At 46.7% G+C, this 26401-nt stretch carries 32 protein-coding genes, 3 tRNA genes and 1 pseudogene; 11 read left to right on the top strand and 25 right to left on the bottom strand.

What is annotated here, in order from left to right; genetic code table 11:
• Positions 1–87: 87 nt before the first annotated feature.
• Positions 88–297 carry a zinc ribbon domain-containing protein gene (locus ACZ49R_RS04890; protein WP_464734098.1) on the bottom strand — a complete coding sequence of 70 codons (210 nt, stop codon included), beginning with the start codon at positions 295–297 and terminating at the stop codon, positions 88–90.
• 148 nt (positions 298–445) lie between these two features.
• Positions 446–2203, bottom strand: coding sequence for a glycine--tRNA ligase (gene glyS, locus ACZ49R_RS04885; RefSeq protein ID WP_464733962.1), 1758 nt, complete (start codon positions 2201–2203; stop codon positions 446–448).
• 89 nt (positions 2204–2292) lie between these two features.
• On the opposite strand from glyS, the gene ACZ49R_RS04880 reads away from it, so the two are divergent.
• From ACZ49R_RS04880 to ACZ49R_RS04860, 5 genes are all read left to right on the top strand, one after another.
• Entirely contained in the window at positions 2293–3177 is an 885-nt protein-coding gene (locus tag ACZ49R_RS04880) for a cation diffusion facilitator family transporter (RefSeq protein WP_011762647.1), read from the top strand.
• The gene (locus ACZ49R_RS04875; RefSeq protein ID WP_464733961.1) at positions 3170–3976 is read left to right on the top strand and encodes an agmatinase family protein; all 807 of its coding nucleotides are present in this window, start codon (positions 3170–3172) and stop codon (positions 3974–3976) included. The genes ACZ49R_RS04880 and ACZ49R_RS04875 overlap by 8 nt, the downstream gene beginning before the upstream one ends.
• Positions 3977–4072: 96 nt before the next feature.
• Positions 4073–4588, top strand: a complete 516-nt coding sequence (locus ACZ49R_RS04870; protein ID WP_011762649.1) for a nicotinamide-nucleotide adenylyltransferase — start codon at positions 4073–4075, stop codon at positions 4586–4588.
• 7 nt (positions 4589–4595) lie between these two features.
• Entirely contained in the window at positions 4596–4754 is a 159-nt protein-coding gene (locus tag ACZ49R_RS04865; RefSeq protein WP_464733960.1) for a DNA-directed RNA polymerase subunit P, read from the top strand.
• Positions 4754–4987, top strand: coding sequence for a hypothetical protein (locus tag ACZ49R_RS04860; RefSeq protein ID WP_011762651.1), 234 nt, complete (start codon positions 4754–4756; stop codon positions 4985–4987). The genes ACZ49R_RS04865 and ACZ49R_RS04860 overlap by 1 nt, the downstream gene beginning before the upstream one ends.
• Here ACZ49R_RS04860 and ACZ49R_RS04855 read toward each other — a convergent pair.
• Genes ACZ49R_RS04855 through ACZ49R_RS04845 form a run of 3 tightly spaced genes read right to left on the bottom strand, consistent with a single transcriptional unit; the run spans position 4982 to position 7444 of the window.
• Positions 4982–5758 (bottom strand): ABC transporter permease, encoded by a 777-nt coding sequence (locus ACZ49R_RS04855; protein ID WP_464733959.1) that lies wholly within the window; start codon positions 5756–5758, stop codon positions 4982–4984. The two genes, ACZ49R_RS04860 and ACZ49R_RS04855, sit on opposite strands and share 6 nt — an antisense overlap.
• On the bottom strand, positions 5748–6512 hold the full coding sequence (locus ACZ49R_RS04850) for an ABC transporter permease (protein ID WP_464733958.1): 765 nt from the start codon (positions 6510–6512) through the stop codon (positions 5748–5750). The genes ACZ49R_RS04855 and ACZ49R_RS04850 overlap by 11 nt, the downstream gene beginning before the upstream one ends.
• The gene (locus tag ACZ49R_RS04845; RefSeq protein ID WP_464733957.1) at positions 6509–7444 is read right to left on the bottom strand and encodes an ABC transporter ATP-binding protein; all 936 of its coding nucleotides are present in this window, start codon (positions 7442–7444) and stop codon (positions 6509–6511) included. Before ACZ49R_RS04845 ends, ACZ49R_RS04850 begins: the two co-directional genes overlap by 4 nt.
• Positions 7445–7543: 99 nt before the next feature.
• Here ACZ49R_RS04845 and ACZ49R_RS04840 point away from each other — a divergent pair.
• The 3 genes from ACZ49R_RS04840 to ACZ49R_RS04830 all read left to right on the top strand — a co-directional run bounded on the left by ACZ49R_RS04840 (position 7544) and on the right by ACZ49R_RS04830 (position 8497).
• Positions 7544–7671 (top strand) — tRNA-Val (locus ACZ49R_RS04840).
• 70 nt (positions 7672–7741) lie between these two features.
• A tRNA-Pro gene (locus ACZ49R_RS04835) sits at positions 7742–7871 on the top strand.
• A gap of 32 nt (positions 7872–7903) precedes the next feature.
• Entirely contained in the window at positions 7904–8497 is a 594-nt protein-coding gene (locus ACZ49R_RS04830) for an HAD family hydrolase (RefSeq protein WP_464733956.1), read from the top strand.
• An 8-nt stretch (positions 8498–8505) separates the two neighbouring features.
• Here ACZ49R_RS04830 and ACZ49R_RS04825 read toward each other — a convergent pair.
• Positions 8506–8606 (bottom strand) — tRNA-Lys (locus tag ACZ49R_RS04825).
• A 23-nt stretch (positions 8607–8629) separates the two neighbouring features.
• Complete coding sequence (locus tag ACZ49R_RS04820) at positions 8630–9349, bottom strand: DUF72 domain-containing protein (protein WP_464733955.1); 720 nt, start codon at positions 9347–9349, stop codon at positions 8630–8632.
• 35 nt (positions 9350–9384) lie between these two features.
• On the opposite strand from ACZ49R_RS04820, the gene ACZ49R_RS04815 reads away from it, so the two are divergent.
• Complete coding sequence (locus ACZ49R_RS04815; RefSeq protein WP_011762657.1) at positions 9385–9738, top strand: hypothetical protein; 354 nt, start codon at positions 9385–9387, stop codon at positions 9736–9738.
• Positions 9739–9773: 35 nt separating this feature from the next.
• Positions 9774–9983 carry a hypothetical protein gene (locus ACZ49R_RS04810; protein ID WP_464733954.1) on the top strand — a complete coding sequence of 70 codons (210 nt, stop codon included), beginning with the start codon at positions 9774–9776 and terminating at the stop codon, positions 9981–9983.
• Here the strand turns inward: ACZ49R_RS04810 and ACZ49R_RS04805 are convergent.
• The 12 genes and pseudogenes from ACZ49R_RS04805 to alaS all read right to left on the bottom strand — a co-directional run bounded on the left by ACZ49R_RS04805 (position 9980) and on the right by alaS (position 23045).
• Positions 9980–10878, bottom strand: a pseudogene (locus ACZ49R_RS04805) (isoaspartyl peptidase/L-asparaginase). The gene ACZ49R_RS04810 and the pseudogene ACZ49R_RS04805 overlap by 4 nt on opposite strands.
• Positions 10875–11354, bottom strand: coding sequence for a 30S ribosomal protein S4 (locus ACZ49R_RS04800; RefSeq protein WP_011762660.1), 480 nt, complete (start codon positions 11352–11354; stop codon positions 10875–10877). Before ACZ49R_RS04800 ends, ACZ49R_RS04805 begins: the two are co-directional and overlap by 4 nt.
• A gap of 33 nt (positions 11355–11387) precedes the next feature.
• Positions 11388–11849 (bottom strand): 30S ribosomal protein S13, encoded by a 462-nt coding sequence (locus ACZ49R_RS04795; protein WP_011762661.1) that lies wholly within the window; start codon positions 11847–11849, stop codon positions 11388–11390.
• 28 nt (positions 11850–11877) lie between these two features.
• The gene (locus tag ACZ49R_RS04790) at positions 11878–13293 is read right to left on the bottom strand and encodes an ABC transporter permease (RefSeq protein ID WP_464734097.1); all 1416 of its coding nucleotides are present in this window, start codon (positions 13291–13293) and stop codon (positions 11878–11880) included.
• On the bottom strand, positions 13293–14363 hold the full coding sequence (locus ACZ49R_RS04785; RefSeq protein WP_011762663.1) for an ABC transporter permease: 1071 nt from the start codon (positions 14361–14363) through the stop codon (positions 13293–13295). Before ACZ49R_RS04785 ends, ACZ49R_RS04790 begins: the two co-directional genes overlap by 1 nt.
• A 49-nt stretch (positions 14364–14412) precedes the next feature.
• Positions 14413–17019 carry an ABC transporter substrate-binding protein gene (locus tag ACZ49R_RS04780; RefSeq protein ID WP_464733953.1) on the bottom strand — a complete coding sequence of 869 codons (2607 nt, stop codon included), beginning with the start codon at positions 17017–17019 and terminating at the stop codon, positions 14413–14415.
• Between the two features lie 3 nt (positions 17020–17022).
• A complete protein-coding gene (locus ACZ49R_RS04775; protein ID WP_464733952.1) occupies positions 17023–17271 on the bottom strand; it encodes a hypothetical protein in 249 nt (82 codons plus the stop codon).
• The gene (locus tag ACZ49R_RS04770) at positions 17249–18409 is read right to left on the bottom strand and encodes a glucodextranase DOMON-like domain-containing protein (protein WP_464733951.1); all 1161 of its coding nucleotides are present in this window, start codon (positions 18407–18409) and stop codon (positions 17249–17251) included. Before ACZ49R_RS04770 ends, ACZ49R_RS04775 begins: the two co-directional genes overlap by 23 nt.
• 269 nt (positions 18410–18678) lie before the next feature.
• On the bottom strand, positions 18679–19419 hold the full coding sequence (locus tag ACZ49R_RS04765; RefSeq protein WP_464733950.1) for a DUF2192 domain-containing protein: 741 nt from the start codon (positions 19417–19419) through the stop codon (positions 18679–18681).
• Entirely contained in the window at positions 19388–19936 is a 549-nt protein-coding gene (locus tag ACZ49R_RS04760; protein WP_464733949.1) for a 50S ribosomal protein L16, read from the bottom strand. Before ACZ49R_RS04760 ends, ACZ49R_RS04765 begins: the two co-directional genes overlap by 32 nt.
• A 44-nt stretch (positions 19937–19980) precedes the next feature.
• A complete protein-coding gene (locus ACZ49R_RS04755; protein WP_464733948.1) occupies positions 19981–20370 on the bottom strand; it encodes a nascent polypeptide-associated complex protein in 390 nt (129 codons plus the stop codon).
• On the bottom strand, positions 20367–23045 hold the full coding sequence (alaS, locus tag ACZ49R_RS04750; RefSeq protein WP_464733947.1) for an alanine--tRNA ligase: 2679 nt from the start codon (positions 23043–23045) through the stop codon (positions 20367–20369). The genes ACZ49R_RS04755 and alaS overlap by 4 nt, the downstream gene beginning before the upstream one ends.
• Before the next feature lie 43 nt (positions 23046–23088).
• On the opposite strand from alaS, the gene ACZ49R_RS04745 reads away from it, so the two are divergent.
• Positions 23089–23478 carry a hypothetical protein gene (locus ACZ49R_RS04745; protein WP_011762671.1) on the top strand — a complete coding sequence of 130 codons (390 nt, stop codon included), beginning with the start codon at positions 23089–23091 and terminating at the stop codon, positions 23476–23478.
• Here the strand turns inward: ACZ49R_RS04745 and spt4 are convergent.
• The 6 genes from spt4 to ACZ49R_RS04715 are packed head-to-tail and all read right to left on the bottom strand — an operon-like array spanning position 23451 to position 26341.
• Positions 23451–23672 (bottom strand): transcription elongation factor subunit Spt4, encoded by a 222-nt coding sequence (spt4, locus tag ACZ49R_RS04740; protein WP_011762672.1) that lies wholly within the window; start codon positions 23670–23672, stop codon positions 23451–23453. The two genes, ACZ49R_RS04745 and spt4, sit on opposite strands and share 28 nt — an antisense overlap.
• Positions 23669–24244 (bottom strand): DNA-directed RNA polymerase, encoded by a 576-nt coding sequence (locus tag ACZ49R_RS04735; RefSeq protein WP_464733946.1) that lies wholly within the window; start codon positions 24242–24244, stop codon positions 23669–23671. Before ACZ49R_RS04735 ends, spt4 begins: the two co-directional genes overlap by 4 nt.
• Positions 24245–24277: 33 nt before the next feature.
• Complete coding sequence (locus ACZ49R_RS04730) at positions 24278–24619, bottom strand: type II toxin-antitoxin system VapC family toxin (protein WP_464733945.1); 342 nt, start codon at positions 24617–24619, stop codon at positions 24278–24280.
• The gene (locus ACZ49R_RS04725; protein ID WP_464733944.1) at positions 24616–25659 is read right to left on the bottom strand and encodes an ATP-binding protein; all 1044 of its coding nucleotides are present in this window, start codon (positions 25657–25659) and stop codon (positions 24616–24618) included. The genes ACZ49R_RS04730 and ACZ49R_RS04725 overlap by 4 nt, the downstream gene beginning before the upstream one ends.
• Positions 25656–26114: an HIT family protein gene (locus ACZ49R_RS04720; RefSeq protein WP_464733943.1), complete on the bottom strand. Its 459-nt coding sequence runs from the start codon at positions 26112–26114 to the stop codon at positions 25656–25658. The genes ACZ49R_RS04725 and ACZ49R_RS04720 overlap by 4 nt, the downstream gene beginning before the upstream one ends.
• 23 nt (positions 26115–26137) lie before the next feature.
• Positions 26138–26341, bottom strand: a complete 204-nt coding sequence (locus ACZ49R_RS04715; RefSeq protein WP_011762677.1) for a hypothetical protein — start codon at positions 26339–26341, stop codon at positions 26138–26140.
• Between the last annotated feature and the right edge of the window lie 60 nt (positions 26342–26401).

Raw genomic sequence — 26401 nt, 5'->3', positions numbered from 1 at the left:
TAATACCAGAGATATAGGGATAACGGCTACAATAAGCTGTCTGTCCCTAGGCTATTGCGCCTAGGGACTTTCTCCTCGTCTGCACCTTCACCGGCGTCTAAGATACCTCGGGTGTGGGGCCGGGTGGCCCTCCTTGAGTGCCCGCCTTTCGATGTTTATGACGGCGGCGATGTCCCTCCCCCACTCCCGCCCGCAGCGTGAGCACCGGCGGAGTCTCGGGGCGTTGCCCTTCACGAGTTTCTTCCCGTACCGTGGGCAGAGGGAGGGGGCGCCCCTCGGATTTACCCTTACAACCAGAACGCCGTGTATTGGTCAACAGCTTTAACGGCGGCTTTTTATGATACGATTGATATTTGGCATGATCGTCGCGTTAGCCCTCTTCACGGCCCATAAGTAGGCTTTAGTTATGCCTCTTCAAAATGTCAACCTGCTTAATACCAAGCTGTTATACTGGGTGTGCTCCCAGCGTCTCTGCAACATCTTGAAATGTCATACCTCTTTTAACCATTGCGACAAAAGTGGGAACTTTCTCCAATTTTATTCTTACTTGTCTCTTGGTATCGCGGTCGCGAATTGTAACTGTCTCATCAACTGGAGTTTTTTCATCTATAGTAACAGCCAAGGGGGTACCAATTTCATCACAATAGGCGTATCTACTGCCTATCGTACCCTCGTCCTCATATATGACTGTAAACCCCTCGTCTCCCAATCTCCGCATTAGCCTCTTCCCTATTTCAACATAGTCTGCCCTCTTTACAATGGGCAAGATACATACAGCTACTGGCGCTATGTCGGGAGGTAGCCTTAGATATACTCTTCCATTTTCTATAGTTACGGCGTGTTCTAAAACTACGTAGAGAATTCTGTCAAGACCAAAGGATGGCTCTACGACGTGTGGTACGAATTTCTCTATATCTGTCTTTCTCTTCTCAATCTTTATGAAGACCATGTCACGTGTAATCACATACTGACCTAGGACAACCTCTTGTCTTCCTGTTCTAAAAGCCTCTAATACCATATTTTCATTTTCTTTTAACGCTTTGATTACCTCGCCGGTCTTTTCACCATATTTCTCTCTTATTGCTACTGGATTTGGATAGAGCCGGGCTATCTCTATTTCTCTCGGCGTTGGAAGCCGTCTCTCCAAGACTAGCTCCTGTCCGCTGTATTTACTATGGCCAGAGAGGTCGTAGTCTGTACGGTAGGCGTGTCCTGACACTTCTATCCAGCCGAATCTCTCTGTGAGAACCATCTGGTCGTAAGACTTGGCTGAGTAGTGGGCTCGCTCGTGGGGTAGCTTGCCTAAGAACTTCTGTCTCTCCACCGGGACGCCTAATTCTTTTAGAAACTTTGTTGCAAGAGCCATGAAAAAGGCCATCCACTCGTTAGCGTAGCCGCGTTCTACTATCTGTTTTGCTGTGAGATATAGAGGCTCTGTACGGCCCTTAGCTACAAACTCCTCTGGAACAATTGGTACTTCTAGATTTTCCACATCTGAAAAATAGGGACATTTAGGATTTTGTGGATCAAAGAATAGCTCTATCTCCATCTGTGTAAATTCTCTTAGTCTCACTAAGCCGCCTCTTGGCGATATTTCGTTTCTCGCCACTCTACCAATTTGTGCAACTCCAAACGGGTGTCTACGACCAACGTATTCAGCCAGGCGTGGGAAAGCCACGAAAATTCCTTGTGCAGTCTCCGGCCTTAAATATCCGGCGTTTTCACTATAGGGACCTATAGTGGTTTTAAACAATAGGTTAAATCTCTCCACATGGCCTAGCGGCCCTCCACATGCCGGACACACGATCCTATACTCCTCTATTAGACGTTGTAACTCGGGCGCAGAGAGGCCCTCGGTAGATATCTTTATTCCCTTTTTCGCCAGCTCCTCCTCTACTAAATGGTCAGCTCTATACTTCCTGCCACATTTTGTACACGTCACTACATAGTCTGTAAAATGGTCTAAGTGTCCAGACGCCTTAAAAACAAGCTCGGGCATTATAATTGGCGTCTCTACTTCTATAATAAGGTCCTGATAAGGAGTGACAAAAGTCCTTCTCCACTTATCAATAATGTTACGTCTAAGTTGAACTGCGAGAGGGCCGTAGTCGTAAAATCCGCTGACGCCTCCATAGATTTCAGACGACGGCCAGTATAAAAGCCGCCTTTTTACTATTTCCTCTAGTATCTCAGCGTTGCGCATTAACAAGAGAAAAATCCGGTATTTTTAACTAGATTGGCGTTTAGACACAAGCAAGTGCCACATATATTAACACTCTCTGTAAAAACTTCGTGAGACCTTCCGTAAGGCTGTGGCTTGCATCTCTTTACCTCTTTATCATGGGCACAATCTCGCTGGCGTATACACTAGTGGAGTTGCTACTTGGCATAATGTACAGCAGTCTTTTAGTCACTAGCGACGCTTTCCACGGCTTTATAGATGCCGCTATAGCATATGTCTCTGGCTTTGGACTTTACTACGCATCAAAAAGAGGAAGATCTTTCCCCTGGGAGATCTACCGGCTGGAAAGTTTGCTTACTCTACTCTCTGCGTTTGTAGTACTCGGCTTTTATACATATATGTTAGTCACCTCGATAAGATTCGACAGCGAGCCGACGCCGCTGTGGATGACCACCTTATTACTAATTGGGGGAGCTCTTACATACCTCATGTATCTATGGGAGAGGCGCAACTATGACATGCTCAAACTTGAAATACTCCGGGCAGATGCGCTTCACGCCAAAATAGATGCCGCGTTGTCTATTGCGTCAACTATAGCTGTAGTTATAAGCAATATGTTCCACCTCATAGTTGCTGAAGTTATAGCAATTATTGTGATATATGGATATGTGATCTATGAACTTGCTAGACTTTCAAAAGAGGCAATGTATGGAATCTTAGGCGCGTTGTATAGAGACCCAGTCCTTGAGGAAAAAATCAGAGAAATACTCATAGAGTTGGGGAAGCCTCTCGTTGTAAAAATTAGGAGGGCAGGCAGTTTTCTCGTTGTATATTCACTAGTTGCAGTAAGTTCTGACATGACTGTGGGGAAACTCCACATGTTGAGAACCAGAGCTATTAAGGCAATCTCGAGAACGCATCCGCTTATTGTCCATGTGGATGTAAAAATCGTGCCGAGGAGATATAAACGTATTGAGAAGAGTCGGTATGCTTAAAAATGTCTGTACGCCACGCGACGTTAAGCTATTTGGCGCACCTATGGAAGATACCGTAAGCTTTAGACCTGGAACGCGGTTTGCCCCCCAGAAAATACGTGTGATAATGCCATATCTAGAATACACCACAGTTTTTGGAAATATGGCAAAACCTATATGTGACTTAGGTGACGTGGAATTACTCCAGGGGGCCCCTGCGGAAAATATAGCGAGGATAGAACAGTTTATACAGAAGGTGGAGCCTCCGTTTATTATGCTCGGCGGAGAGCACACAGCCACGCTGGCTGTATTAAACGTAATAAGACCAGACACCTATGTCCATATCGATGCACATTTTGATCTTAGAGACGAGTGGCCACCCGGCCAAAAGCTGTCACACGCTACGTTTGTAAGAAGAGCACATGAGAAATTGGGTTTCTACGCTATATATATAGGCGTCCGGGCATATGACGACGAAGAGTATAAATACGCTGAAGAGACTCAGTCGTTTATAATAGAGGGGTCTGATTTTACTAGAAGTGACGTGGCTAATGCAATATCTACAGTCTCTGGCAGAGTATACCTCAGCCTTGACATAGATGTATTAGATCCTTCCGAGGCGCCAGGCGTGGGAACTCCCGAGGCCGGGGGGTTGAGTTTTCGAAAACTTGAATATTTACTAGCCGACCTTATACTTACGTTAAAACCTGTGGCCGTCGACATAATGGAGTACTCTCCTCCCTATGATGTTTCAGATGTCACCGCGGTTAAAGTTATACGACTTCTCATGCATATAGCAACGCTTTTGGGAAGAGAATAAAAATCAGCCAGTATGCCTCTCCTCATACTCAGCCGCGAGCTACTACATCACACACTCATAGAAACCACAGATTAAAAAACAAATCTTCTCTTAGCTATGAGAGCTCTCTTCATAGGACGTTTCCAGCCGCTACACTGGGGGCATGTAAAAGTAGTAGAGTGGCTTTTGACACATTATGATGAAGTTATTGTGGCGGTTGGCTCGGCAGACAAGGCGTTTACCCAAGATAATCCATTTACGCCAGGGGAGAGACTTGAAATGTTTAGGAGACACTTCGGCGCAAATTGTAGACTCCTCTACTGTACAGTGCCAGACACCGGAGGTTCTTCCAGCCTGTGGGGGGCCTACTTACGCCACTGGTGTCCTCCGCACCACGTGGTATATTCAAACAACCCTTGGGTCGTTGCAACGCTAAAACACTGGAATATCGACGTCAGAAGCCACCCCCAGTTTGGGAATTACTCAGCTACTGTAGTTCGCCAGTTGATGTCTCAGGGAGATAAAAAGTGGAGAGATCTCGTCCCCCCAGCTGTGGCCGAGTATATAGATGAGATAGGTGGAGTTGAAAGAGTACAGCTTTTATATGGCAAAGTTTATAAAGATGGTCGTTAAAAACGCCGTGGCTGAAGAAAGAAAGATATACGTTTGTATGAGATGCGGCAGAGTGTTTTCTAAGTCTGAAATGGAGATCCTCCCTGGAATTAGATGCCCCTATTGCAATTTCAAAATTATCATGAAGGTCAGGAGCTCAATGGTTAAGAGAATCCCAGCTATCTGATGGCGACGGACTTCTCACAGGCGGCAGAGCAGTTTAGAAAATCAAAGCTTGCAGAAGCGTTAAGAGTAGATGTAGTCGGAAATAGACTCATAGTCGACGTGGAGACAGGCAGAGTAAGAGGCTATATAATTGCCGTAAGAAAGGGGAGGGTAAGAATGAGGGTAGATGGCTATACCGTCGTGTGGGACCCCGAGACAGACACAGTTACGTGGGCCGGGGGTAGAGGGCTATAGCTCTGCTCCCCATTTCCCCACACGTCGGTATTTACTCAACGCAGATCTAGCCGCATAGATAGAAGACATATAAAATGCTGCAGTAATTAAAACGCCTATTAAAAGCATAAGAATCGGATCTAAAAGCCAAATCCCCATGGCGGAGTATACAAGTGGCGCAACCACGTAGTGAAATGGAGAGTACAAGAACCAACGGGCGACCTCGGGAGACATCGCTGTGGGCGGGATCATGCCGCCAGAAAGCGGAATGCCCCACTGGATGACATTAGCCGCCACAACTGGGTTTCTCAACTTAATAAAAAACAGAATTGATAGCGACGTTATACATGCTGAGGCGAATATAAAGACGGCGAGAGATACGGCAAAATACATAGGTTGCGCAGGCAGTGGTATTTCTCCAAATACAAGGTAGTATACGGCATATTGAACTGTTATGCCAGGCGCCGCCGCGGCTGCCATAGCTACCGACGTCGAAATTAAAAAAACGTGAAGTCTCTCTGGGGTGACAGCCACGTAGTCCATAATCCCGCTTCTGACATAGTTACTAAACATAGCCGCTCCCCATGTCTGTGTTGAAAACATCATCAATGCCAGAGACCCCCAGAACAAGAGACGTGCTGTCTCAACTATACTCCCCCCGTACCAAGCCACAGCTAGTATAACAACCAGGAACCACATTGCATCTGCCACGGCGTTTGTGGCAAGGAAAAGCGGCGATTTAAAATTGAAAAGGAAAACGCGCCAAAGTTCGCGTATTAAGCTACCAAACATGGTAACGCCCAGACCTCTGAAGACTTCTGACGTAGAAGTTCCACACGACGACTCCTAGTGCAAAGTAGGCCATATAGCCTAACAATGGGCCGAGGAGACGTATAGGCAATTCAAGGGCCAGCGCTAAAGATCTAACGGCCTCGGCCCAAGTGGCGAAGGGAAGTAGATGAGATATAGCTTGGAGCGCCCCCGGGAGGATAGACGCTGGATATAACGCGCCGCCGAAAAACATTACAGCGGCATTCAAAACTGAAGAGAGGGGGCCAGGGTTCCGTACATATGGCAGTAGATACGTCAGCGCTAAGGCGATCCCGAGAAGTGGCAGTGAGAAGATTGCTGCTGTCAACGCTGCAAGAGTCATGGCGGCGGCGTATACAGGCCCTTTAATCACAGCCAAAACAACAGCTGCAGTTACTGCAACCCCCAGCCCAAAAAACATAAACTGTGTGACATAGAAGGCCATTAACACCGCCAGAGGATAGGATGGCGAAGCTATTAAATACTCCAGTTGGCCGCCGGACATAAAGATATATAAATCCCAAAGCGCTTCACTTGTGGCTATCTGTGCAATTACCGCTATCACAACGCCGACAAGCTGATACACGAACTTATCAATGTCCGCCTTCCCCCTTGACACTACCCAGCCTGCGGCGTAGAATAACAAGGCGAAAAAAGGCATAAGCAGAGAAACTGAGAGAGACAGCGCGTAGAGACGGAGGTAGAGCCTAACCGCTAGATATAAGCCGGCTCTCATGCCCCACCCAATGTCTTTACCAAGACCTCCTCTAGAGGAGGCTCATGAACTCTTGCCTCTACTACTTCGCAACCTTCATCGAGAACCTCCCTTATGAGGATCCCAAGCTCTCTTCCGCCAGCGCCGTCTCTAGTGAAAATTCTCTCTTCGCCGTTGCAAATCGCCTTTACGACAGCTACAGGTCGGAAGCCCAAGCGGCTTTTAAGTTCTATGGGAGTCTCCCTGGCTATTATTCGACCGTCTACAATCACAGCAACTTCGTCAGAAAGCTCTTCGACCTCGTAGAGGTTGTGTGAAGTGAGTAACACAGCCCTTCCCTCATTCTTCAAGCTCTTTATCACCTCTCTTATCTTCCTAGCGCCTACGGGGTCTATGCCGACCGTGGGCTCATCAAGTAGTAGGAACTCTGGGTTATTTATAAGCGCCTTTGCAAGACCTAGCCTCGCCTTCATCCCGGCGCTATACTCCTCGTAAGGCCTATCCCGCGCTTCCCAAAGACCCACTAGTTCAATAAGCTCAAGAGCGCGGCGGCGCGCCTCTCTTCTACTAAAGCCATACAACATTCCGTAGTACACTAGATTCTCCAAGCCGGACAGTCTGCCAAAGAAGCCCTTGTCTGGATAAAGCATTAGTCCTATAATCCGTCTTACCCTATGGGCATCTTTAACTACATCATAACCGCCTATATACACTTCACCTCTGTCAGGCACTAACAAAGTCGCAAATATACGAACCAACGTGGTTTTGCCAGCGCCGTTCGGCCCCACTAAAGAAAGAAGTCGCCCCCTATCTACAGCTATATCCACCCCTCTCAAGGCCTCTACTATCCTCCGTCTACTTCTAAGGAGGCCAAGACGTTCTCTTGTAATAAACCTTTTATATATGCCGACGCCAATAGCGAAGCTCATGGCTAGCTCTTCGGCGTTAGACAAAAGTCTTCTTGTCAAACTCTCTATATATAAAGGGTGAACTTTGTAAAGTCTATTTTACATGGCGTCAAGTTTTTAAAACCCTTCTAAAAAGATGTGAGAGGGCCCGTAGTCTAGCGGTATGATGCCCGCCTTACAAGGCACACCCGCAACAGCCTAGGAGCGCGGGTGGTCCCGTCAACCCCCCGCCGGGGGGTTGGGATAAGGTTCGAATCCCGGCGGGCCCACCAAATCTTTCGTCTATGTAAAATAGCGGAACCTCCCTAGAAAGCTTAAATATAGTGTCTAATAGTGGAAGTAGGGGCCGTAGTCTAGCCTGGTAGGATTGGGTCTCGCCCCCTGAGGCGTGGCTTGGGACCGATGTCGGCGAGAGCCCACGTGATCCCGGGTTCGCGGCGGAGCCGGCCTAAAAATCCCGGCGGCCCCACCATTAGTTTTTAAAATCCACACCTTTACAACAACATGTACGTATTTGACCTAGATGGGACGTTAGTTGAATCTGTCAACGCTCACATAGCCGCTTGGTTAGAAGCTCTTAAACTCCTTGGAGTTGAGAAGAGATATGAAGAGGTTAGGCCTCTGATGGGGTTGCCGGCGCGAGATATCGCCACCGCGCTTTTACCAAATCGCGCATTTGAGCTCGTGGCGTTAAAAAACAAACTCTTCTTGGAAAAGTATCTGTCTCTAGTGCGCCCTTACGACGATGTATACATTCTGGAGAAGTTGCCTAGACCTATAGCGATTGTTACTTCGTCAAGCAGCTATGTGGCACGACGAGTAATAGAAGTAGTAGGTCTAGCACGTCTCATAGATTTTGTCCTAGGCGGCGATGAAGTTCCAAGAGGAAAACCCGCGCCAGATCCCCTCTATGTTATAAGTCGGCGTTTTTCTGTCGACACCAGAGATATAATCGTTATAGGAGACTCCGATTACGATATGGAGATGGCTAGGAGAGCAGGCGCCTATGGGGTCTGTATAGCAAGATATAATGTTTGCAACGGCGCAAGGAAAGTCATATACAGTCTTTACGAACTTCTTACACCTCTATCACTATAAGACGATAGTGGCGGGCCCGGTGGGATTCGAACCCACGACCTACGGGTTAAAAGCCTCGGCAGACCTAGCCGGGTCCTCCGCCGCTCTAACCGGGCTGAGCTACGGGCCCCGCAATGTTCTATGGCCAACTTTTTAAATTTTTTGCCGTTGGTACAACAAGCGTTTAAACTCTACGGCGTCTTCATACATATATACATTGTTAAACATTATGTATACGCTCTCTCCGCTTAAACGTCTCACGATGGTAGCGAGTCTCTCTAGATCTTCAGAACTGTATTTATACCGGTAATTAACCTCGCCCTTGCCGAGCCCATGTAGCCGAAAATAGTAAAAATGTCCATGTATAGGATCTTTCTTTAGGGGATCTACTGCAATTACAACTCCTAATTCTGCTATTTTTTGTATAAGCGCTAGGTCTTTATAGGTCTCTCCCCTAGGCTCCCATGCAATTTTCCACTTGCCAACTATAGAGGCGAAGAAATCGTAGATATATGGCTCCGGTTTTAAACTCGGTGGCGTTTGAACAACAAGTACCTCTGGCCTAAGCGGCGCTATAGCGTCTACAAACTGTTGCCACAGCTCTAGGTTTTCTTTCGTGGGTTTTAAAACGCCATGTTTATCAGTGGGTTTAAACCCCCTCGTTCTCTTAAAAGTTGGGCTATTTGGGGGATGCGTAATACCTTGGAACACCTTAGCTGTAAAGTGAAACTCGGGCGCCTCTTCCCGTAACTTCGCCATTTTCTCAGGGTCTGGCATATTGTAGAAAGTATCTTGTAGTTCTACCGCATCTAATGTGTTATATATGTATCGTCTAGATTTTGGAAATCCGCAAGTACCGACGAAAAATTGCATGTAATGAAGTTATAAGTCTATTAAAAATTGAGACTGTGGAAAAGAGATCGATATATTCAGGGCCGCAGAGCTGTTATGCTATTGCCGAGGGAATCTACGTAGAAGGCGGCAGAATGGATTTAGCGAAAGCCGCCGCGCACCTATACCTACATATGAGAGACTTGGAAAGGGGGTTCACTTACGATCACGAATGTAGACGTATAAAGATGACACCGGAGCTTTTTGAGGCGAGATCTAAGTTTCTAGTTAAACTCTGTAGAGAGCAAGGCGGCTCCGACTGTGACGAAATAGAGAAGTTGGTAAATTACGTATTGAAAAACTACGAACTACCGACGTGGGCGCTTGAACAAGCTAGAAGAAAAATCGTTAAAGTAACTCGTCTAATGTAGTATAAACCTTTATATACTACGTCTCTAAGGCTGTAATGGACGGAAAAGAGGAAAAGAGACAGGGTGTCGAAGAGTTTCTCCGCAGACTGCCTGTGGATTATAGAGAGGAGGAGGGCGAAATAGTGGTAAAAGTAGGCAAAGGTAAGAGGTTGCCGGAGTCGCAGTTTAGAGAGACTATAAATGAGTTAAAGAAGATGGGATTTAAGTTTGATCCCGATACAAAAACTTGGAGGAAGAAGGTCTAGAGGTCTACATAAATTTCACCTGGTTTTCCCCAGCCTCTCGCCATCGCCCTCGTATTATATGTATACGCTGGGTTGCCTCTAGCGTCTATCCCAATGATTCCCACAGTGCCAGAGCCGTAGATTTCGGTGGTTTGTTTTACAACATTCTCTACGGCCTTTGTTATATCGCCTGTTTTTATAAGCTCGTCTCGCGCTCTGAGACAAAGATGCGACATTATAATTACCTCGCCTATCCCCGTGGCGCTAAATGCCCCAACGCCGTTTTCAGCCCAATAACCAGCCCCAGGTATAGGGCTGTCTCCCACCCTGCCCGGCCACTTAAGCCATACGCCACCTGTAGACGTCGCTGCCGCTAGATTGCCGTCTCTATCAAGTGCAACAGCGCCTACAGTATCGCCAAGAAGACTAAGTACTTTTTATAAGGCCACCTCCCCTGTCTAGCCTCGTTGATAACCTCTAGAAACCTCTTGTTTTTCTCCTCTGTATAGAACTTGTGCCGCGCCTCTAGTAGGCCCACTCTCGCTGCGAGAAGTCTAGCGCCCTCTCCTGCCAAAATTATGTGGTCAGTAAGCTCCATCACATAACGAGCTAATCTCACGGCACTTTTAACGCCTTCAACTGCAGCAACGGCGCCGGCGCGTTTTGTCTTTCCGTCCATCACGCCAGCGTCTAAATATATACCTCCATCTATCGCATATGCGGCCCCATAGCCTGCATTAAAAACACCGCTACTCTCCATATATTCCACTGATACAATTACTGCATCTAGTGCAGAGCCTCTCTGCGCAGCGAGGATACCCTCCTCGATAGCCCCCCTGAGCGTCTTTTTTACTCTCTCTTTCTCGTCTTCGCCTATTTTCCAGAGACCGGCGCCGCCGTGTACTGCGACAATCACTCTATTAACGTAATTTTGTCTTCTAAATCTCGTGGAACTAAAAACCCAGGAGAGGTGACCCTCCTCCCGGCTACAGCCACATGGCCATGCACTACTAGTTGTCTTGCGTGATAGATAGATTTCGCAAGCCCCTTTCTATATACGATTGTTTGAAGTCTCCTCTCTAGTATTGCCCTTACGTCTAGTGAAAGTATTCTATCAAGTGGGACGTTGGGATCCTCTATAAAGCCCATTTTGTATAGTTTCTCCTTAAATGGCAATTCTAAAGGGGCTCTCTCTTCTGGCGTCATCGAAAGCAATGAACGCGCGCGTCTAACTATCCACTTGAGATGAGCCCTGGCGAGCCAGAGCTCTTTCTTATTTCTCAAGCCGTATTCGCCCACAAGCTGTAGCTCTTCAAGCAACAATTGCTTATTCCAGATTTTCTTCGGTTTGCCTTCTAGGTACTTCTTCTTAGGCTTTTTTAAACCGCCCATACCGTCGCTTTATATATACCGCTTTTTAAATTTTTACTTACCGCCGGCTGCCGCCTTCTTTTTAGTGACGCCAGCCACAGGGCCGAGTCTACCCGTAGTCACAGTCCTCTGGCCTCTGACTTTAAGACCTAGCGAGTGTCTTACGCCTTTCCAACTCTTTAACTTCTTCATAAGATCTACATCTCTTTTAGCTGCTAGTACTAACTCTGCGCCAATCAAGTGTAAGTCTTTACCTGTCTCTGGATCTTTCCTTCTGTTTAAAAACCAAGCGGGGGCCAGCTCGTGTAGATTTCTAACAGCCCAGTCAAGTTTATTTATCTGCTCCTCGCTTAAAGCGCCTAATATGGCGTGTGGATCTATGCCAAGTTTTCTACAAATGGCGTAAGCCGTGGCGATGCCTATGCCTCTTATCTTAGTCAATGAATAAGCTACTTGTTTATTACCATCTAAATCCGTATCCCCTATACGTACTATAGCGCGTATCTCTTGAGACACGAATGCTTAAAAGAGACGCTTTTTAAATTTACTGTCTCTTAAGCCTCGGGTTTACAAGCGGCTCAAGAGCAAAAAACACAAGAACAAAGCCCACCGCTGTTAAAACAATAAGAAAGCCCGGCGGAAGAATCCACCACCAGGCGAAGTTTTGTAAAGCGCCGTTATCAAACGCCTGTTGTAATATCTGACCCCACGTGGGGATCGAGGGGTCTCCTAACCCAAGAAAACTTAGGCCAGCTTCAGACAAAATGGCGCCTGGAATGTTAAATATTATTAAAGCAAATGAATAGGGAAGTACTGGTGGCAGTATATGTTTTCTCATTATCCATAGTCTCCCTGCGCCAGCTAATTTAGCGGCTTCAACAAATTGACTACTCTTTATACTTAAGACCATAGATCTTACTATTATAGTAACACCCGCCCAACCAAATAAGACAAGCACAAAAATTATATTAAAGAGACTCCTCCCCAACACAAAGACAAACAGTATCAAGAGGGGGAGTGTCGGCAAATTATTCATAACATCTGCAAATCTTTGAACAGCTTCATCTACTCTACCACCTATATACCCACTTACTATCCCAAGAGTTACGCCTATTAAAGTAGCCAACATAGCTACGACACCTCCTATAAAAAGCGCGACTGGAAAGCCAAAAAGTAAACCTTGGGCCAAATCGCGGCCTAGGTAATCTGTGCCCATTGCGCCATATACAGCACCTTGTATAACAAGTCTAACGAGCCCTATGTTGTCTCTCTTATCACCGACCAACTCGACCTCGAAGACGTATATGCCCTTAAGCGGCTTAAAAGACTCAGCGACGCATTTATTAGACACAGCTCTCCCAAATATTATATATGGAAGTAGGCCGGCATCTCTTACATCTGAAGTTGTACAATTAACACCTAGGGTATTGGCAAACGTTGTGACTTTTCTAATGACTTGTGGCTCGGCTCCTAACACTATAGTTCTCGGGCTTTCTACAAATCTAACATAAGGCGGTTGTTCGCCGGAGCGAGGAGGCGGTATCCCGCCGTCGTAATCCATTAACACAATCTCTACGCCATCTGGCCTCTTTACTTTTAAAGAGATAATTGGAATATCTCTATAGAAGGTCAAGTTTACATATTTAAGGATTATTCCAGTTGGGAACTTATCTGCATCGAAATTGTATATAAAGACCCATTTCTTTATATTCTCTACTTCTTCACTAGGTTTATCTAAGTCATTTACATAATGCCGCGGTAATTTATAAGGCACAAAATAGTTGAACCATTCCGGCGGCACCAACTTTGGGTAATCCTCCCAATATTTAGGATTAGACCAATATCTAGTTCCATAATCAAGTGGGAAACTAATTATTACATAAACTGAGACTAGAGAGAATACCAAAAGGATTAGAGTCCCGGCAAGGCCTGCGGGGCTTCTTATAAATTCTTTAAACATCATGTCAACCTAATTCTTGGATCTACAATCACGTACAGAATCTCTAGTATAAATCTAGCAATGATATAAACCAGTGTAAATATATAGGTCAAGGCAAAAATAACTGGCTCGTCTAACGCAGTAATTGCAGAATAATAAAGCGAACCCATGCCGGGCCAGTTAAAAACTCTCTCAGTTATGATATAGCCAGAGATAGAAAAAGCCAAGCTAAGAATTAAATTTGTCAAAATAGGCGGCAACGAGGGGCGGAGGATATAGCGTCTCCTCACCAAACCCTCAGGCAGGCCCTTAGCTCTTGCAAAAGCGACAAAGTCCTCTTGCGAAACGCTGAGCACAATATTTCTAGTGCCATATGCCCAACTCCCAAAAAACACGATGAAAGATGCCAACAGAGGCAATGAAAGATGCCATAATACGTCTAATACATAAGCCAGGGGGTCTGAGGGGGGCGGCGTGGAGACCATACCCCCTGGCGGAAATATTTGGATACCCCAGAGGATCTTTGGCGCGTATGCCAAAACGAGGATTAATACTAGGCTCACAAACCAAAGAGGTAAGGCGTATGAGGCAGCTGAGAGTATTGAGATTATTCTATCTGCCCTACTGCCCACATTAGATCCTATATAAAGCCCTAGCCATATCCCCACGAGAGCTGTAAGAGAGATCCCTGTCGTCGTTAGAATTATCGTATTAGGCAGACGGTCTAGAATGAGGTCTGAGATTCTGTTTGACCCCCAAGAAGATTGTAGAGTTCTCGACGTACCGAGATCTAGAAGTAACAAACGCTGTATTAACTGAGGTAGTCTAACAAACCAAGGTTTGTCAAGCCCAAGCGCCTCTGCCCTTGTTTTGTTATACTCTGCAACAGCCTTCTCTATGTACGCAGGGTCGAAGCCTTGTCTAATAAGCTGTTGCTTATACTCCTGTACCTCGGCGACGAGTATAGACTTTAATAATTTATCCGAGAGGCCAGTCGCTCCGAGAATCACCGCCAGTAGCACCAATACCCCAATTAGGACTATTACAAGAGTTATAGCTTTGACAATAAGCGTTTTTACAAGAGAGGCCATAGAAAGATAAAAAACAGTATTTAAAAAGACTTTTGACGTCTTTATATAGCTATCTATAGACTTTAGTCTCTTGCTTAGTCTCGCCGCCCTTCTTCCTCAAGGCGAAGGCCAACGCAACGAGTACAGCCAATATGCCTACAATAGCCGCCGCCAAAGCCTCGGTGGTGCCTGTGGCTGGCGCAGTTGTAGTCACTACAGTGGGTTGGGGCGGTGTTGGCGTAGTTGCTGGAGGTGGCGTAGTTGGAGTTGGCGTTGGAGTCGTAGCTGGGGCGGCGGCCTTCGGTATGAATACTTGCGTAGCCTCTGATACTATGGGCACATTCTCAGCATATGTAAGAACCCAGAACTTATACGCCCTATTTGCAGTTAGTTTTGAAGACACATCAGCTGGTACATTTATGTTAATTGGCGCGGCGGCTGTCGTACCTTCCTCAGACATATAGAGAAATCTGCCAGTGGTGGGATCTACGATACCCCACTTATAGTATATTCTGCCAGCGCCGCCGGGCACCTCTAGAGAGACTGAAATCGTGGCCGGCTGGCCCACGACAACGGTAGGCACGTTTATTGCTTTCACAGACACTGGCGTAGCTACACCAAAGTAGAATGCGCCTGGCTTGTAGGGATAGGTGGGATCTCTGTAGGCGCGTAGCTCTATATACTGTTTAGCCGTATCTATCGCATACAGGTAGAAAGGCCCCTGCGATATTATCAAGTGGCCGTATTTGTTAAACCAGTCAATGGCGGCTTTATACCTCGCCAAAGCCTCGTCCTTTGTTAACAAGGTCTTGTTGCCTATCTTAAACCAGCTCTCTGGGTATACGCCCTTAGACAGAGCGTCCTGTAGTACGTCGGCTGCTGCCTTGGCGTGGTCTTTCAGTATTAGTGACAGCCAGGGGACGTTGTACTTAGTCGCAGACGCCCTGGAGGCGGCGAACGTCTGTTTTACATAGACGAGCTGATCCGTAGCGTAGTAGATCTCCCACGGCATATCCGGCGTTAACACTGCCATATACGCGATGTAGTTGGGGTCAAAATGCCAGTAGTCTATATACACCTCTATAGCTGTATCGTTGACCACCCGTATACCCTTGATTAAGCTCATGGTAGAGTTGACATATGACGCAACACCAGACTCGCGGGCAACCTTCTGCGGATCATTTGCGATGTCCCATAGGAATGCGTAAATGAACAACACGTCAGCTAGCTTGATAGGCTGGCCGTGGTGCCACTTGGCGCCTATATACTTGGCGTAGTTAACTACTACTTTTGACTTCGCCTTGGCTCCCCCGGCGCTTACCCAAGCCTTCTGTTTGGCGTCCCACCTATATGCGTCTGCAGGAACATCGAAGTAGCCAGCTGGGCCTTTGGTTTCTACGACATATGTCGCTCTAAATGGCATGGGCTCGCCAGTGAATGGGTGATTCCACACGGCGGGGTCGTACATCATTCTGAACCAGTCAACAGAGTAGACATCTGTAAAACCGCCTTGTGGCACGGGGTTCCAAGCGCTGGAGGCTGTCCAGACCCACAGGTGTCCTACGTTTACTACGTCTTTGCCTGGGACATACCAATTGCGTGCGTTATAGACAGAAGCCCTCAAGCCAGCGCCTAAGTCGACAGTGACTCCCTTAAGCTGTGGAGATGCTATAAACGCGTTGAGGTTTGTATTAACAAAGACTCTCACAGACTCCTGAATACACATCAAGGTGGCCTTTCTATATAGCTCTACATATTCTTGGAAAGACGTGTAGTTGCCTTTGTACAACCTTTCGGTTATTTTGTCAATTGTCGCATTTGCAAAATTATACCAACCGGTAGTGCCCCAGCCCGGCATATAGCCAAACCATGAGGCACAGTACTGCGCTATGGAGCTCGTATCCCATCTGTCGATGCCGCTCTTGCCCCAGCCCTCTGTGTAGAAGTGCCACTGGAACTGGGCTGGGTCTGTGCCGTAGACCGTCTGGATAGCTACGTCGAATGTTACATATTTCCTGTCTACAGTAAAGCCCAGTTGCTCAAGCGCAGAGGCGAAGGCGTCGCCAATGTCCTTACGCTCGTCTTCTACACGGATTAGGCCGATCAGCGTGACCGGCTTGCCATTGCAGTACCACTTGCCGTCTGGCCCCTTGGTGGCGCCGAGCTTAGGCATCTCGCTATCCACTATCGCCTTTGCGTAGTCTAGGTCGTATCTAATGCCGAGTTGTGAAATAATGTCTGCAACTATTGAGTAGGTGGGGTCGTACTGGGAGAGCCATATGTACATGGGGACTGCGAAGCCTTTGAAAATCTCGTTTGCCACGTAGTCTCTGTCTATTACGAACTGCATTGCATATCTAATCGCCCGGCTTGAGAAGGGGTTGGCACAAGGCGGATTTGAAGGCGCTGGGTTTAGAACAATGTCGTTGAAGCCAGCCGCAGCCGTGTAGAGAACTACCGAGGGGTCTCCCTTGAGGGGGGCCGCTTGAGCTGCTCTCATACCGAATATATAGACGTCTATATCGCCTGCCTTAACTGCCGCTCCCGCTTGTGCTATGGGGACTGACTTGCCGACTATTCTATCAGTTGCAGGACCTGGGTTTGTATGAGGCGGGGTATATTGTGCAAATAGGACTATTCCCAATAGCATTGCTAATAGAACTGTTCTGAGTCTCATACGTTAAATATTCTGCTTCCTTTTTAAATTTTCCTCTATTTTTACATTTATAAAGAGCGTGACCGAGTAGAATAAGACTGTAGCACCTGCTATTAATAGTAGAAGTGCCACTAGAACTAACAAAGGATCTAGACACCTGTCCTCAATACAATGGGCTTGTACATAAGATTGTTGCAAAGCGATAGAAAAAGAGAGAGCCAGTAAGAAAAAGCCTAGGGCGATTAATTTTTTACTTACGTCTAGCGGCTGCAAGAGCTCCCACTATCCCCGCGAGCACTCCTATCCCAAGGACGACATAGCTCATGGGATCAACATACGGCACATAAATTTGTTGTGTTTGTGTAACATAAGAAGTCGCCGTTGTTGTCACGTATTCTGTCGCAGTTACTGTCTCTGTTACAGTTAGGGTGTCTGTTTTTGTGACTGTCACTGGGATCATTCTATTGACTGTCGATGTAGTGTAGGCTAACGGAAAGTTGCCCCAGCTTAATGCCTGCGGTTCTAAAGTTGTCGGCGAGTCTTTTGAAAACGCCCTTAGCTGGGCGTTAGAACCTAAGACGTCGAGAACTCTAGGCAATGTGCCAGCTAGAATAGCCGAGGCGTTGGCAGCGCCGACGCCAACAGTCCACTCTTGCGCCAACGGCCCAAATGGCCTTATTCTACCTGGCCCAAAGCCGTCGTAAGACGTGACTAACACGTAATATCTCCACGTAGGTTGTGGAAAGTCACTCATAAGTCTCGTAGTTGGCGGTATTAGTTTTCTGGGTACCACGGCTATGATAGAGTTGCCTTGGGCATATACACGTGGCAGTGGAGATACGCTTATCGTGCCGCTTGTGACGTCGGCCACGGCGACAAAATTGACAGTTTCGTTACCCCACTTTGGCCCTATGAAGATTGCTACATCCCAAGGAGCGGAGCTTGAGAATTTAACCCCCGGCGTGTATTTAAACTGAGTTAGATTTGCCGGATCTGGGCAGAAGAAGCGCGTGGCCGTATCAAAAAAGGCGTTGCCCACTGCTGGGTTGCCGTCGTCTGGCCTTAGTATACTACAAGATACTGTGCCCCAGGGATTGCCGGGGAACCCTCTGCTGATGTATATCTGCACATACTGGAGCGAAAAGCCTGTCTCAGAATTCCAGGGATTTCCCCCTAGATCTGCAAAAGTCACTCTAAATATAAGGGCGTCTGCCGTAGCGTTATAAAGAACCTCAAACTTTGTGAGATCAAACACGGTACCGTTTTTAAACACTGGGTTTTGTGGCAGGACGTACCAACCAGGGCCTTTGAAATCCCCTGCGAGGTCTGTAGCTGTTTGGACAGTAAATATCCCTTGCGCATATATTAATACAGCCAATATAACTGTCAGAACTACGTGTTTGGAATTCATAAATAAATAGAAAATAGTTCTATTTATAGATTACTCTTCGCCTTAGTTAATGCACAGATGTTGAGAATGGTTAGAGAAAGAATCTAAACCCACGGCAGTGGAGATAGACGCCTACCGACTGGAGATTGGAGAGAGTCTGCTGTTATTAGAGAGGCGTTTCTCAAGTGTGGCTCGGCAGTTTATGTATGTCAAGTGCCTCTCTGATGATAAGAAAACTGACGTGGCTGTAAAATTACTGAGGTAGTTGTATATTTTCTCATATGTCTGTATTACTCAAGTTTTGGAAGTACGCCTTTAGCAAATAGTCTAGCAAGTGTTGCTTTGTTTACTTTATACACTGCAGTGGCCACTTCGGCTATTAATTTGTCAGATGGTTTACACTTTTGAAAGCCGAGTTTTAGGCAATATGCATATTTCTGTATTTTTAGGTCTTCAGGGCTTCTTATTTTGCCAAGAGCTATATCTTCGGCTATTTTATACGCGCTGTAAAATGCTGCATAGTTGACAAGACGTTCGGAGAGCTCTGGATATGCTATTTCATACGTCTTTATAGCTTTTACAAGTAACATCTCTGGGTAATACCCAAGAATCGTTCCTGTAAATACCAGCCGTAAAACTCTAAATACTTTATCTTCCCGCGACTTGCCCTTTATGTCTTCTGTCTTTTTCCTAAGCAACTCTTTCAACTCTGGAGACAGAATCTCTGTGACAGACTTTACTATCTCTAGTGCTTCCATAGATCTGTTCTCGATGTAGAATATATTATCGAAATCCCCTGGCGAGAGAACTCCCACGCCGTGGACTCCTACTAGATATACAGTAGCTATCTCTTTGTCATAAATCCCTTCTCTGGAGAAACCGCGGAATGGTTCAATACCTCTTTCTCTATATAGTGTCTGTAGCTCGGCTACTAGGTCAGAGCGGGAGGTTATAACGCCTGTGAGAACCCGCTCAAGTAGGACTAGGGCTGTCTCAACTCTACTTTTGTGTAGATGTTTTACCACCTCCATCGTCCTTAGTCTCTATAACTATGCGTGTTGGCAACGGTAATTTAGAAGCGGCGCGTCTCAAAGCCTCCTTTATATGGGCTATATGCTCCGGCCTAAATTCTGCATAAAATATCACCTGCCCTGGCTCTACTCTTGCGGCCCTCCCTGCGGGAGAGCCAAAGGCTAGTCTCATCCCCTCCTGTAGACGGTCGGCGCCGGCCATGGCCAACATTCTGTTTTCTCTTAGCACATGGTGTGGAACTACATTGAGCCTGAGGTAGTAATTGGCGTCTCCAACATACTTAGAGAGGTATTTATATGCCATCTGTCTAGCAGCCTCTAATGCCTGCATTCTGATCTGCCCCCTCTCCTCTACTACCAGTTTTGCAACCATTGAAAACGCCGCCCTGGCGGCTGCGCTTGTGACACCCATATCGAACTTAGGTATCTGGATCATTGGGGCACCATGTATATACTCCTCCCTCGTATAGGGGGGTCCCTTTATCCGCCTATAACAACGTGCAGGTCTAACCGGCATGCCGTAAAAATAGAGGTGTATTATAAATTTAGCTCTTGTTCTAGCTAGATTTTATTAGCCTCCCGTTTTTTAGAGAGGAGTTTCATCGTTGCTTGTACTAAATCGCCTTTTGTCTCAATTAGCGCCTTTATCACTTCCTCACGGGATGCGCCAGTCTGTTCCATAACTAGTGAGATATCCTCTTCGTTTGGTTGATATCCGGCTGGCTGTTGTTGAGACGTGGGTTGTATTCTCTCCACAGCACCCTCAGAAGCTTGTATCTGATACAACAAGATCTTATTAGGCATTTTCATAAGGGCCACGGTTGGGCTGTTTATCCTAATCACATCGCCGTTTTTCAACCTCAATTCTACATATGCCACATCTATCTCTTCAACTTTTATGCCCATCCTCTTCAAGATTTTCTCTAGCTCTCTGATATTTGTAGGAATCATGACAACGCCTTCTTTAAAGCCTCTTTTAAAGTCTGTATATCGCCCTTGTAAAGACCTTGAGCAAAAGTCTTAGAGCCGCCGCCTCTAAACCCCGCCTCTCTTAGCGTTTTAACTATCGGCGTAACGTCCACACCTCCTGTATATATAGTCACGCGGTCGCCGCCGACAAAAACTAGCACGAGGTCTTTGTCGCGACGTGTAGCCGCTAGGGCTATATGTTTAGCCAACTCGTCATCGTTAAGCTCCACAACGGCCACTCTGTATTTCCCTATTTGCTCTGCCCTTAGATTTTCGGCTACTACCGTAGCGTAAAGCTCTGCATAGTGTTTAGCCCTTCTCTCTGCCTCTTCGGCTCTCTGAAGAAGTTTTTTCACAGATTCCACAAACTCCTCCCGGCTACTGCCTATTATATAGGCGGCTTCGGCTAGTTTGCGCTCTAGTTCTTGTATATAGGCAAGGGCGTGCATCCCTGTTGTAAACACAAATCGTACTACGCCGTCTGCAATACGCTCGACTCTTTGGATTTTTATAAGGCCTATTTCCCCCGTAGATCTCAAATGTGTCCCTCCGCACGCCTGTATGTCGAAGGGTTCTTCGTCAGGTCCGATCTGCAATACTCTAATTTCTCTTGTTGGCACAACGCCTCCCTGGTATAGTATAAAGCCGTATTTAGCCTCAGCCTCATTCCTAGGCATAATTTTGACATAAACCGGCAGATTTTCCTGAACTACTTTATTGGCTAACTCTTCAATCTTGGCAATTTCCTCAGCTGTCGGCAATTTGTAATGCGTTACATCTAGCCTGCTAGAGGGTATATCCTTTTGAGCACCTGCTTGCCATATGTGAGGGCCGAGCACCCTCCTTATGCTCTGTATCAAGACGTGAGTTCCCGTGTGCATCTTCATCAAGCTGTATCTCCTCTCCCAGTCTATTTCTCCGACGACCTCAGCCCCCTCGGGAGGCAACTGCCCCTCCACCACGTGTACAACGACGTGGCCGACCCTCTGCACGTCGACTACCTTGGCCTCGCCGCCTTGGAACTTCAAGACGCCTCTGTCCGCCGGTTGGCCGCCGCCCTCTGGATAAAACGCCGTCTGGTCCAGAACCACATATCTCCCGTCTATGACCCGGAGCACCCTGGCCTTGAAGCTCCTCATGTAGGAGTCCTCGTAGAAGAGCTCCCGCGTCCTGGGGAGGTCAGCCACCTTGCTCATCTCCACCAAGGGGGACTCCGGCTTCTTCTCCCTCTTGGCGTGTCTCGCCGCGAGCTTGGCGTAGAAGTCGTCGGGCACCTTCACCTCGGCCCCCAGCGACTTGGCCACCTCGGCCACGATCTCAGGCGGTATGCCTTGGCTGTCGTAAAGCGCCACGAGGTCATCTGTGTCTAACCCAGCGCGGCCGCGGCGTCTGGCCTCCTCCAGGGCCTTCTTCACCGCCGCGGGGGCGGACTTGAGGACCTCTCTGTACTTCTTCTCCTCTAGGTCTACAAGCTCTAGAATTAGGTCTCTGGCAGCCCAGATCTCGGGATATTCCCTCTTGAGCTCGGCTAGGTGCATGTCGAAGAGCTCCACAAGGGGGGCGTCTATCCCGACTACTCTGAGGTTTTTGAGTATCCTCCGTATCAACAGCCTCGCCAGGTAGCCGGCGCCTGTGTTAGAGGGGATCACCCCATCTGCGATCATCCAGGAGACCGTCCTGCTGTGGTCCGCCAGAACATAGAGCGCTTCTTGGGGTCTCACCACCTCTCTCAACCATTTGGGGTCTACGCCTATTTTCTCTGCAATAATGTCATAGGCCTTATCTAAGCCTATAACCTCGGGGTCCATCTGACCAAAATATATAGAGGCTCTACCCATTATGTCCGCCGGCGGCTCTGGAATACCTACTTTTTGTCTTACTTTGGCAAGGTAGTGGCTAAAGACTGCATCGTATATAGTTGGCGTTCCTTTTAAAAGCCAGTATATTCTCTCAAGTCCATATCCCGTATCTACGATCTTTAACGGTAACTCGACGTATTTTCCGTCTTTTACCTCGTAGTGCATAAAGACTAACGTAGCCACTTCTAGACCTCTTACCAATACTTCAAAACACTCTCCAGCATTGCCGCCGCCTTCCCACATAGACTCCTTAAAAGTTATCTCGTCTTGGGGGATCCCCAACTCCTTTGTGAAAAACTCGTAGGCATATTGAGTGGTCTCGTCTATCCAATACACATATTTGTCTGGGTAGTTGAATGCATGGTGAGCCATCATTTCAAAACCGGTTAAATGGCGTCCACTACGGCCAACTTTATCAACGTCTGTTAACCTAATGGAGGGTTGAGAAATGACAAGAGGATTGGCAGGCGGAGGTACTGCGCCACTGGTAACCCACGGTTGGAAGTCGTATATTGAGGCGCCGACGAGATATACGTCATCACGCCATCTCGCCACTACGGGATATCGCTTTATTCTAACATGGCCGTTTCTCTCAAAAAATCTTAGGAATCTCTCCCGTAGCTCCGCCGGCGATTCTATCGACGTCTTAGTCGGCGGATTACCTATGAAGCCGTAAGGAACACAAGGTTGATCTCCGCAATATATTTGGTCTGCCCGGCGAGTCCAGAAATAGGATTTGCAGAGGGGGCATTGCTTCCTTAGGAAGTTCGAATTGAGTAGAACTTTGGCAGACAGCATCTCCTAGCGTTGTTGTTTTATTTATAAGTTTGTTCATCACCGTATGGAATTAGAAGATGCCATATTTTTGCTTAATGAAAAACTTAGAAGCAAGTCATTCCGCAAAGCCGTAGGCATTAGAGTTGTTGAAGCAATAGAGACGTTAGTAAAGGCGTTCCAATGTGGCTCTTGTATCTCAGAACGAGAGGCTAAAGAGATGTTAAATAATTACTATATCTTTGAGTCCAGACTTAGACGTCTTATCGAACTCTATGATAAAATCAGCAGGGGGTCTCTGAGGGCTGTGATTAGAGAAGTTCTGGGAGAAGATCTCCCAGCAGAGCCGTTGGAATACGACCTATTAATGAGAGAGCTAGAGCTCTATAGGAAATACGTTTTTTCTATTGCTGAGCGTGTTTTACGGTGTCACTCTTCGACGAGTTCTAAGGCGTAGATCCCTGGCTTGTCAATGCCTAGTCTCTTCGCTATGCAAGACTTTGCTGGGTCTATGACTGCTATCATACCTCGCCATTTGTATACAAACTCTTCCGAGCCGCAGTTGGGACATTGTTTTGCATCTTCTGGCACTACAAACTTACACTGTTTACAGGCCTTGTACCCCGCAAGCGTTCTCTTTCTCGTACTCATGTCTTTTTGACAGCCGGTTTTTTCTCCTTAATCCATTCCATCTTGCCAAGCCCCGGCATGCGCATTGTTAATGTAACACGGAGAAGTAGGTCTGTCCCCTCTCTAGGCGTTGTAAAGCTAACACCAGTGATACGCGCCCTTACTATGTCGCCAACACTTACCTTTCTTTTACTCCTCTCTCCGATGTAGCTCTTTGTACTTGCGTCAAAGAAAATGTTAGGTTCGTCCATGACATGTATTTTGTTTATAAAACCAAGAATAGGCCCTATCCTCACTAACATCCCCATCTCTCTGACGTTTTCTACGACACCCTCTATAATTTCGCCATCTAGGGGCATATATGCAAGCATTGTAAAAACGGCCCTATGGTAGGTTCCCCCATCGCCAAATACTATCCTTCCCTCGCGGCCTACTTTTGCCGTGAGAACCGCTACGACATAACCCACTTCTCTTAATACCCTCCCCTCGTACTTACTCCTTAGCTGTTGTAATGCAATATCTTCAAGAGGTTTGCCAAATTCTGTCGGCGGAATTCTAACATAGTCCTCAGCCTCAACTAATCTAAATGGCACGATGTTTGGCATATTGCAGTTTATATACTTTACCTAATAGACGACTAGCTGACCTTTGTGAAATTTTGCCACAGGAATACCAAGAGCTCTCGCCTTTTTTACAAGTGCAGAATCTCCCGTCACTAAAACTGCCCCAAGCTCTTGGGCTGCTTCTAACACAGCTCTGTCGGCAGGTCTCTCTTTGTTATATCGCTTTGGCCTAAGAAGCTGTAGAAGTTCTAAGGCGACACGCGCTTTTCTATTTCTAGTTGCTAAAAGCCTTAGCTCCTCTTCAACAGCTGTCGGTATATAGACTTCGTGTTCTAGTAGCTGTTCTACATTAATTCTTTGTTCTATTATGTATATTAGGGCGGAGGTATCAAGTACAAGTTTCACAGAGCTGTCGTTTGAACGCCAAGCTTATGCGCAATTTTTGCAAAGGCTGGATCTCTGGCTGCCATAACTAACTGGAGTTTTCGTTTCTTAGCTATCTCTAGCACTGTAGATATTAAAGGCTCGGCTTTATCACTGGGGACTGCCAAATCTATATCGTCGATAAACACAACGGAGCCTTCGTTTGCTAAAATTAACTGGAGGAGAATTGGAAACACTGCCTTGGTATAATTTCCAGCGTTGTAGACATTTGTCCAAAGACCGCCCTTTTTTACATACATAGCTATTCTCCCGCTTTTTACAAGCCCAACTCGTACATCTTCTACATCTGCAATATGTAGATAAGTATAAAGCTCCTCTCTAGTTCTCTCATAGGACGATTGCGTCAAAATACGAGATATATGGTGTGGAGTAAACTGACCCTCCGGACCAACGCTTGTAGCCGGCATCAAGTCTACGTGTGTTTCATATGTATACTTCCACGCCGCCAGTCTCCTCCCACTGATAAAGTAGAACTTGTCTTTTACCCCTATCCGGAGACTTAAGAGCGCTCTTTCAGCCGCACGGACGCGCTCGTCTTCCACGGCGCCACATGTGATTAATACGTCTTCGTTCATGACGGCATATGGCGCTGTACAAAGCTCTATCTCTACAGGATATAAGAGAGCGCCTCTTTCACCTTTTTTTGCCATCTTAGCCAAAAGTTTATTGTCTCTGCCAACCCACTGTTCTACATAATTTGTTGCCGTGGCGTATTTATAACCGTAAATTATATCGCCTTCTTCTAATCCGACAGTAATCTCTATAACAAAGGGAATCCTTAAATCGCCGCCGTGGTGTATATCCTCGGGCTCATGGATAATTAAGAGGGGGCCCTCTAACGCTAGCCACTGTTCTCCACGGCTTTGTAGTAAAAGCGCTACGGCTTCCATAAATGTAGTCTTGCCGGAGTTAGGAGGGCCAAAGAGTAAAGTGTATTGCCCCAATTCGATGCATTTGTTGACTACGGCGCGGAATTTTTCTAAACATATACGCTTAATCATAACGTCTCTCTCAACTCTCTAGTAAGTTTAACAAGAGCCTGAGATAGCTCCTCAACCTCCACCATCTTATCTCGGGGGATTATGTGGAGGTGTAGATGGCCCTCTAACCCAGCGCCTGCTGCTCTGCCGATGTTTAGCCCAATTATAAAGTCTCTAGCCCCTACGACTTTTCTCAGGGCGTGCACCAATTTCTTCGCCATCTGAATCATCTCAACCCACTCGTTGTAGTCCAGTTCTTCAAATTGTGAAATATGTCTATACGGCGCCACCATCACATGGCCCCAAGTGTAGGGGTATTTATTGAGTATAGCAAAGACGTGTCTCCCTCTCGCTGGTACTAAATTTTCGTCGTCTCTTTCAATTTCTTTAGCCGCTTTACATAGGAAACATTCGTCCTTTCCTAAATTCTGTATGTACCTATAGCGCCAGGGAGCGTATATCACCTGGAAATCCACACAGTAAAGCTCCAAAGGTTATTTTAATGATTTATCCTACGTATCAGAATTTTTCCTGACACCGCATGGTATACTGCCTCTATATCTTCCATGTTTTGTACGAGCGTTATCTTATCTATCCAAGACATTTCAACGCCAATAGATTCCAATATTTTATCCAAGTCCACTGGCTCTTCTCCCACTTTAGAGGCTACTAGTTTAGCCAGCACACGGATATCCACAGACATATAAGCAGTTACATATATCAAACCAACGTGCAAAATCCCCGCCGCGAGATACGAGATATG

Source organism: Pyrobaculum organotrophum, from assembly GCF_055384425.1.
The sequence above is the reverse complement of the archived record's forward strand: the minus strand, read 5'-3'. Positions and strand labels throughout refer to the sequence as shown.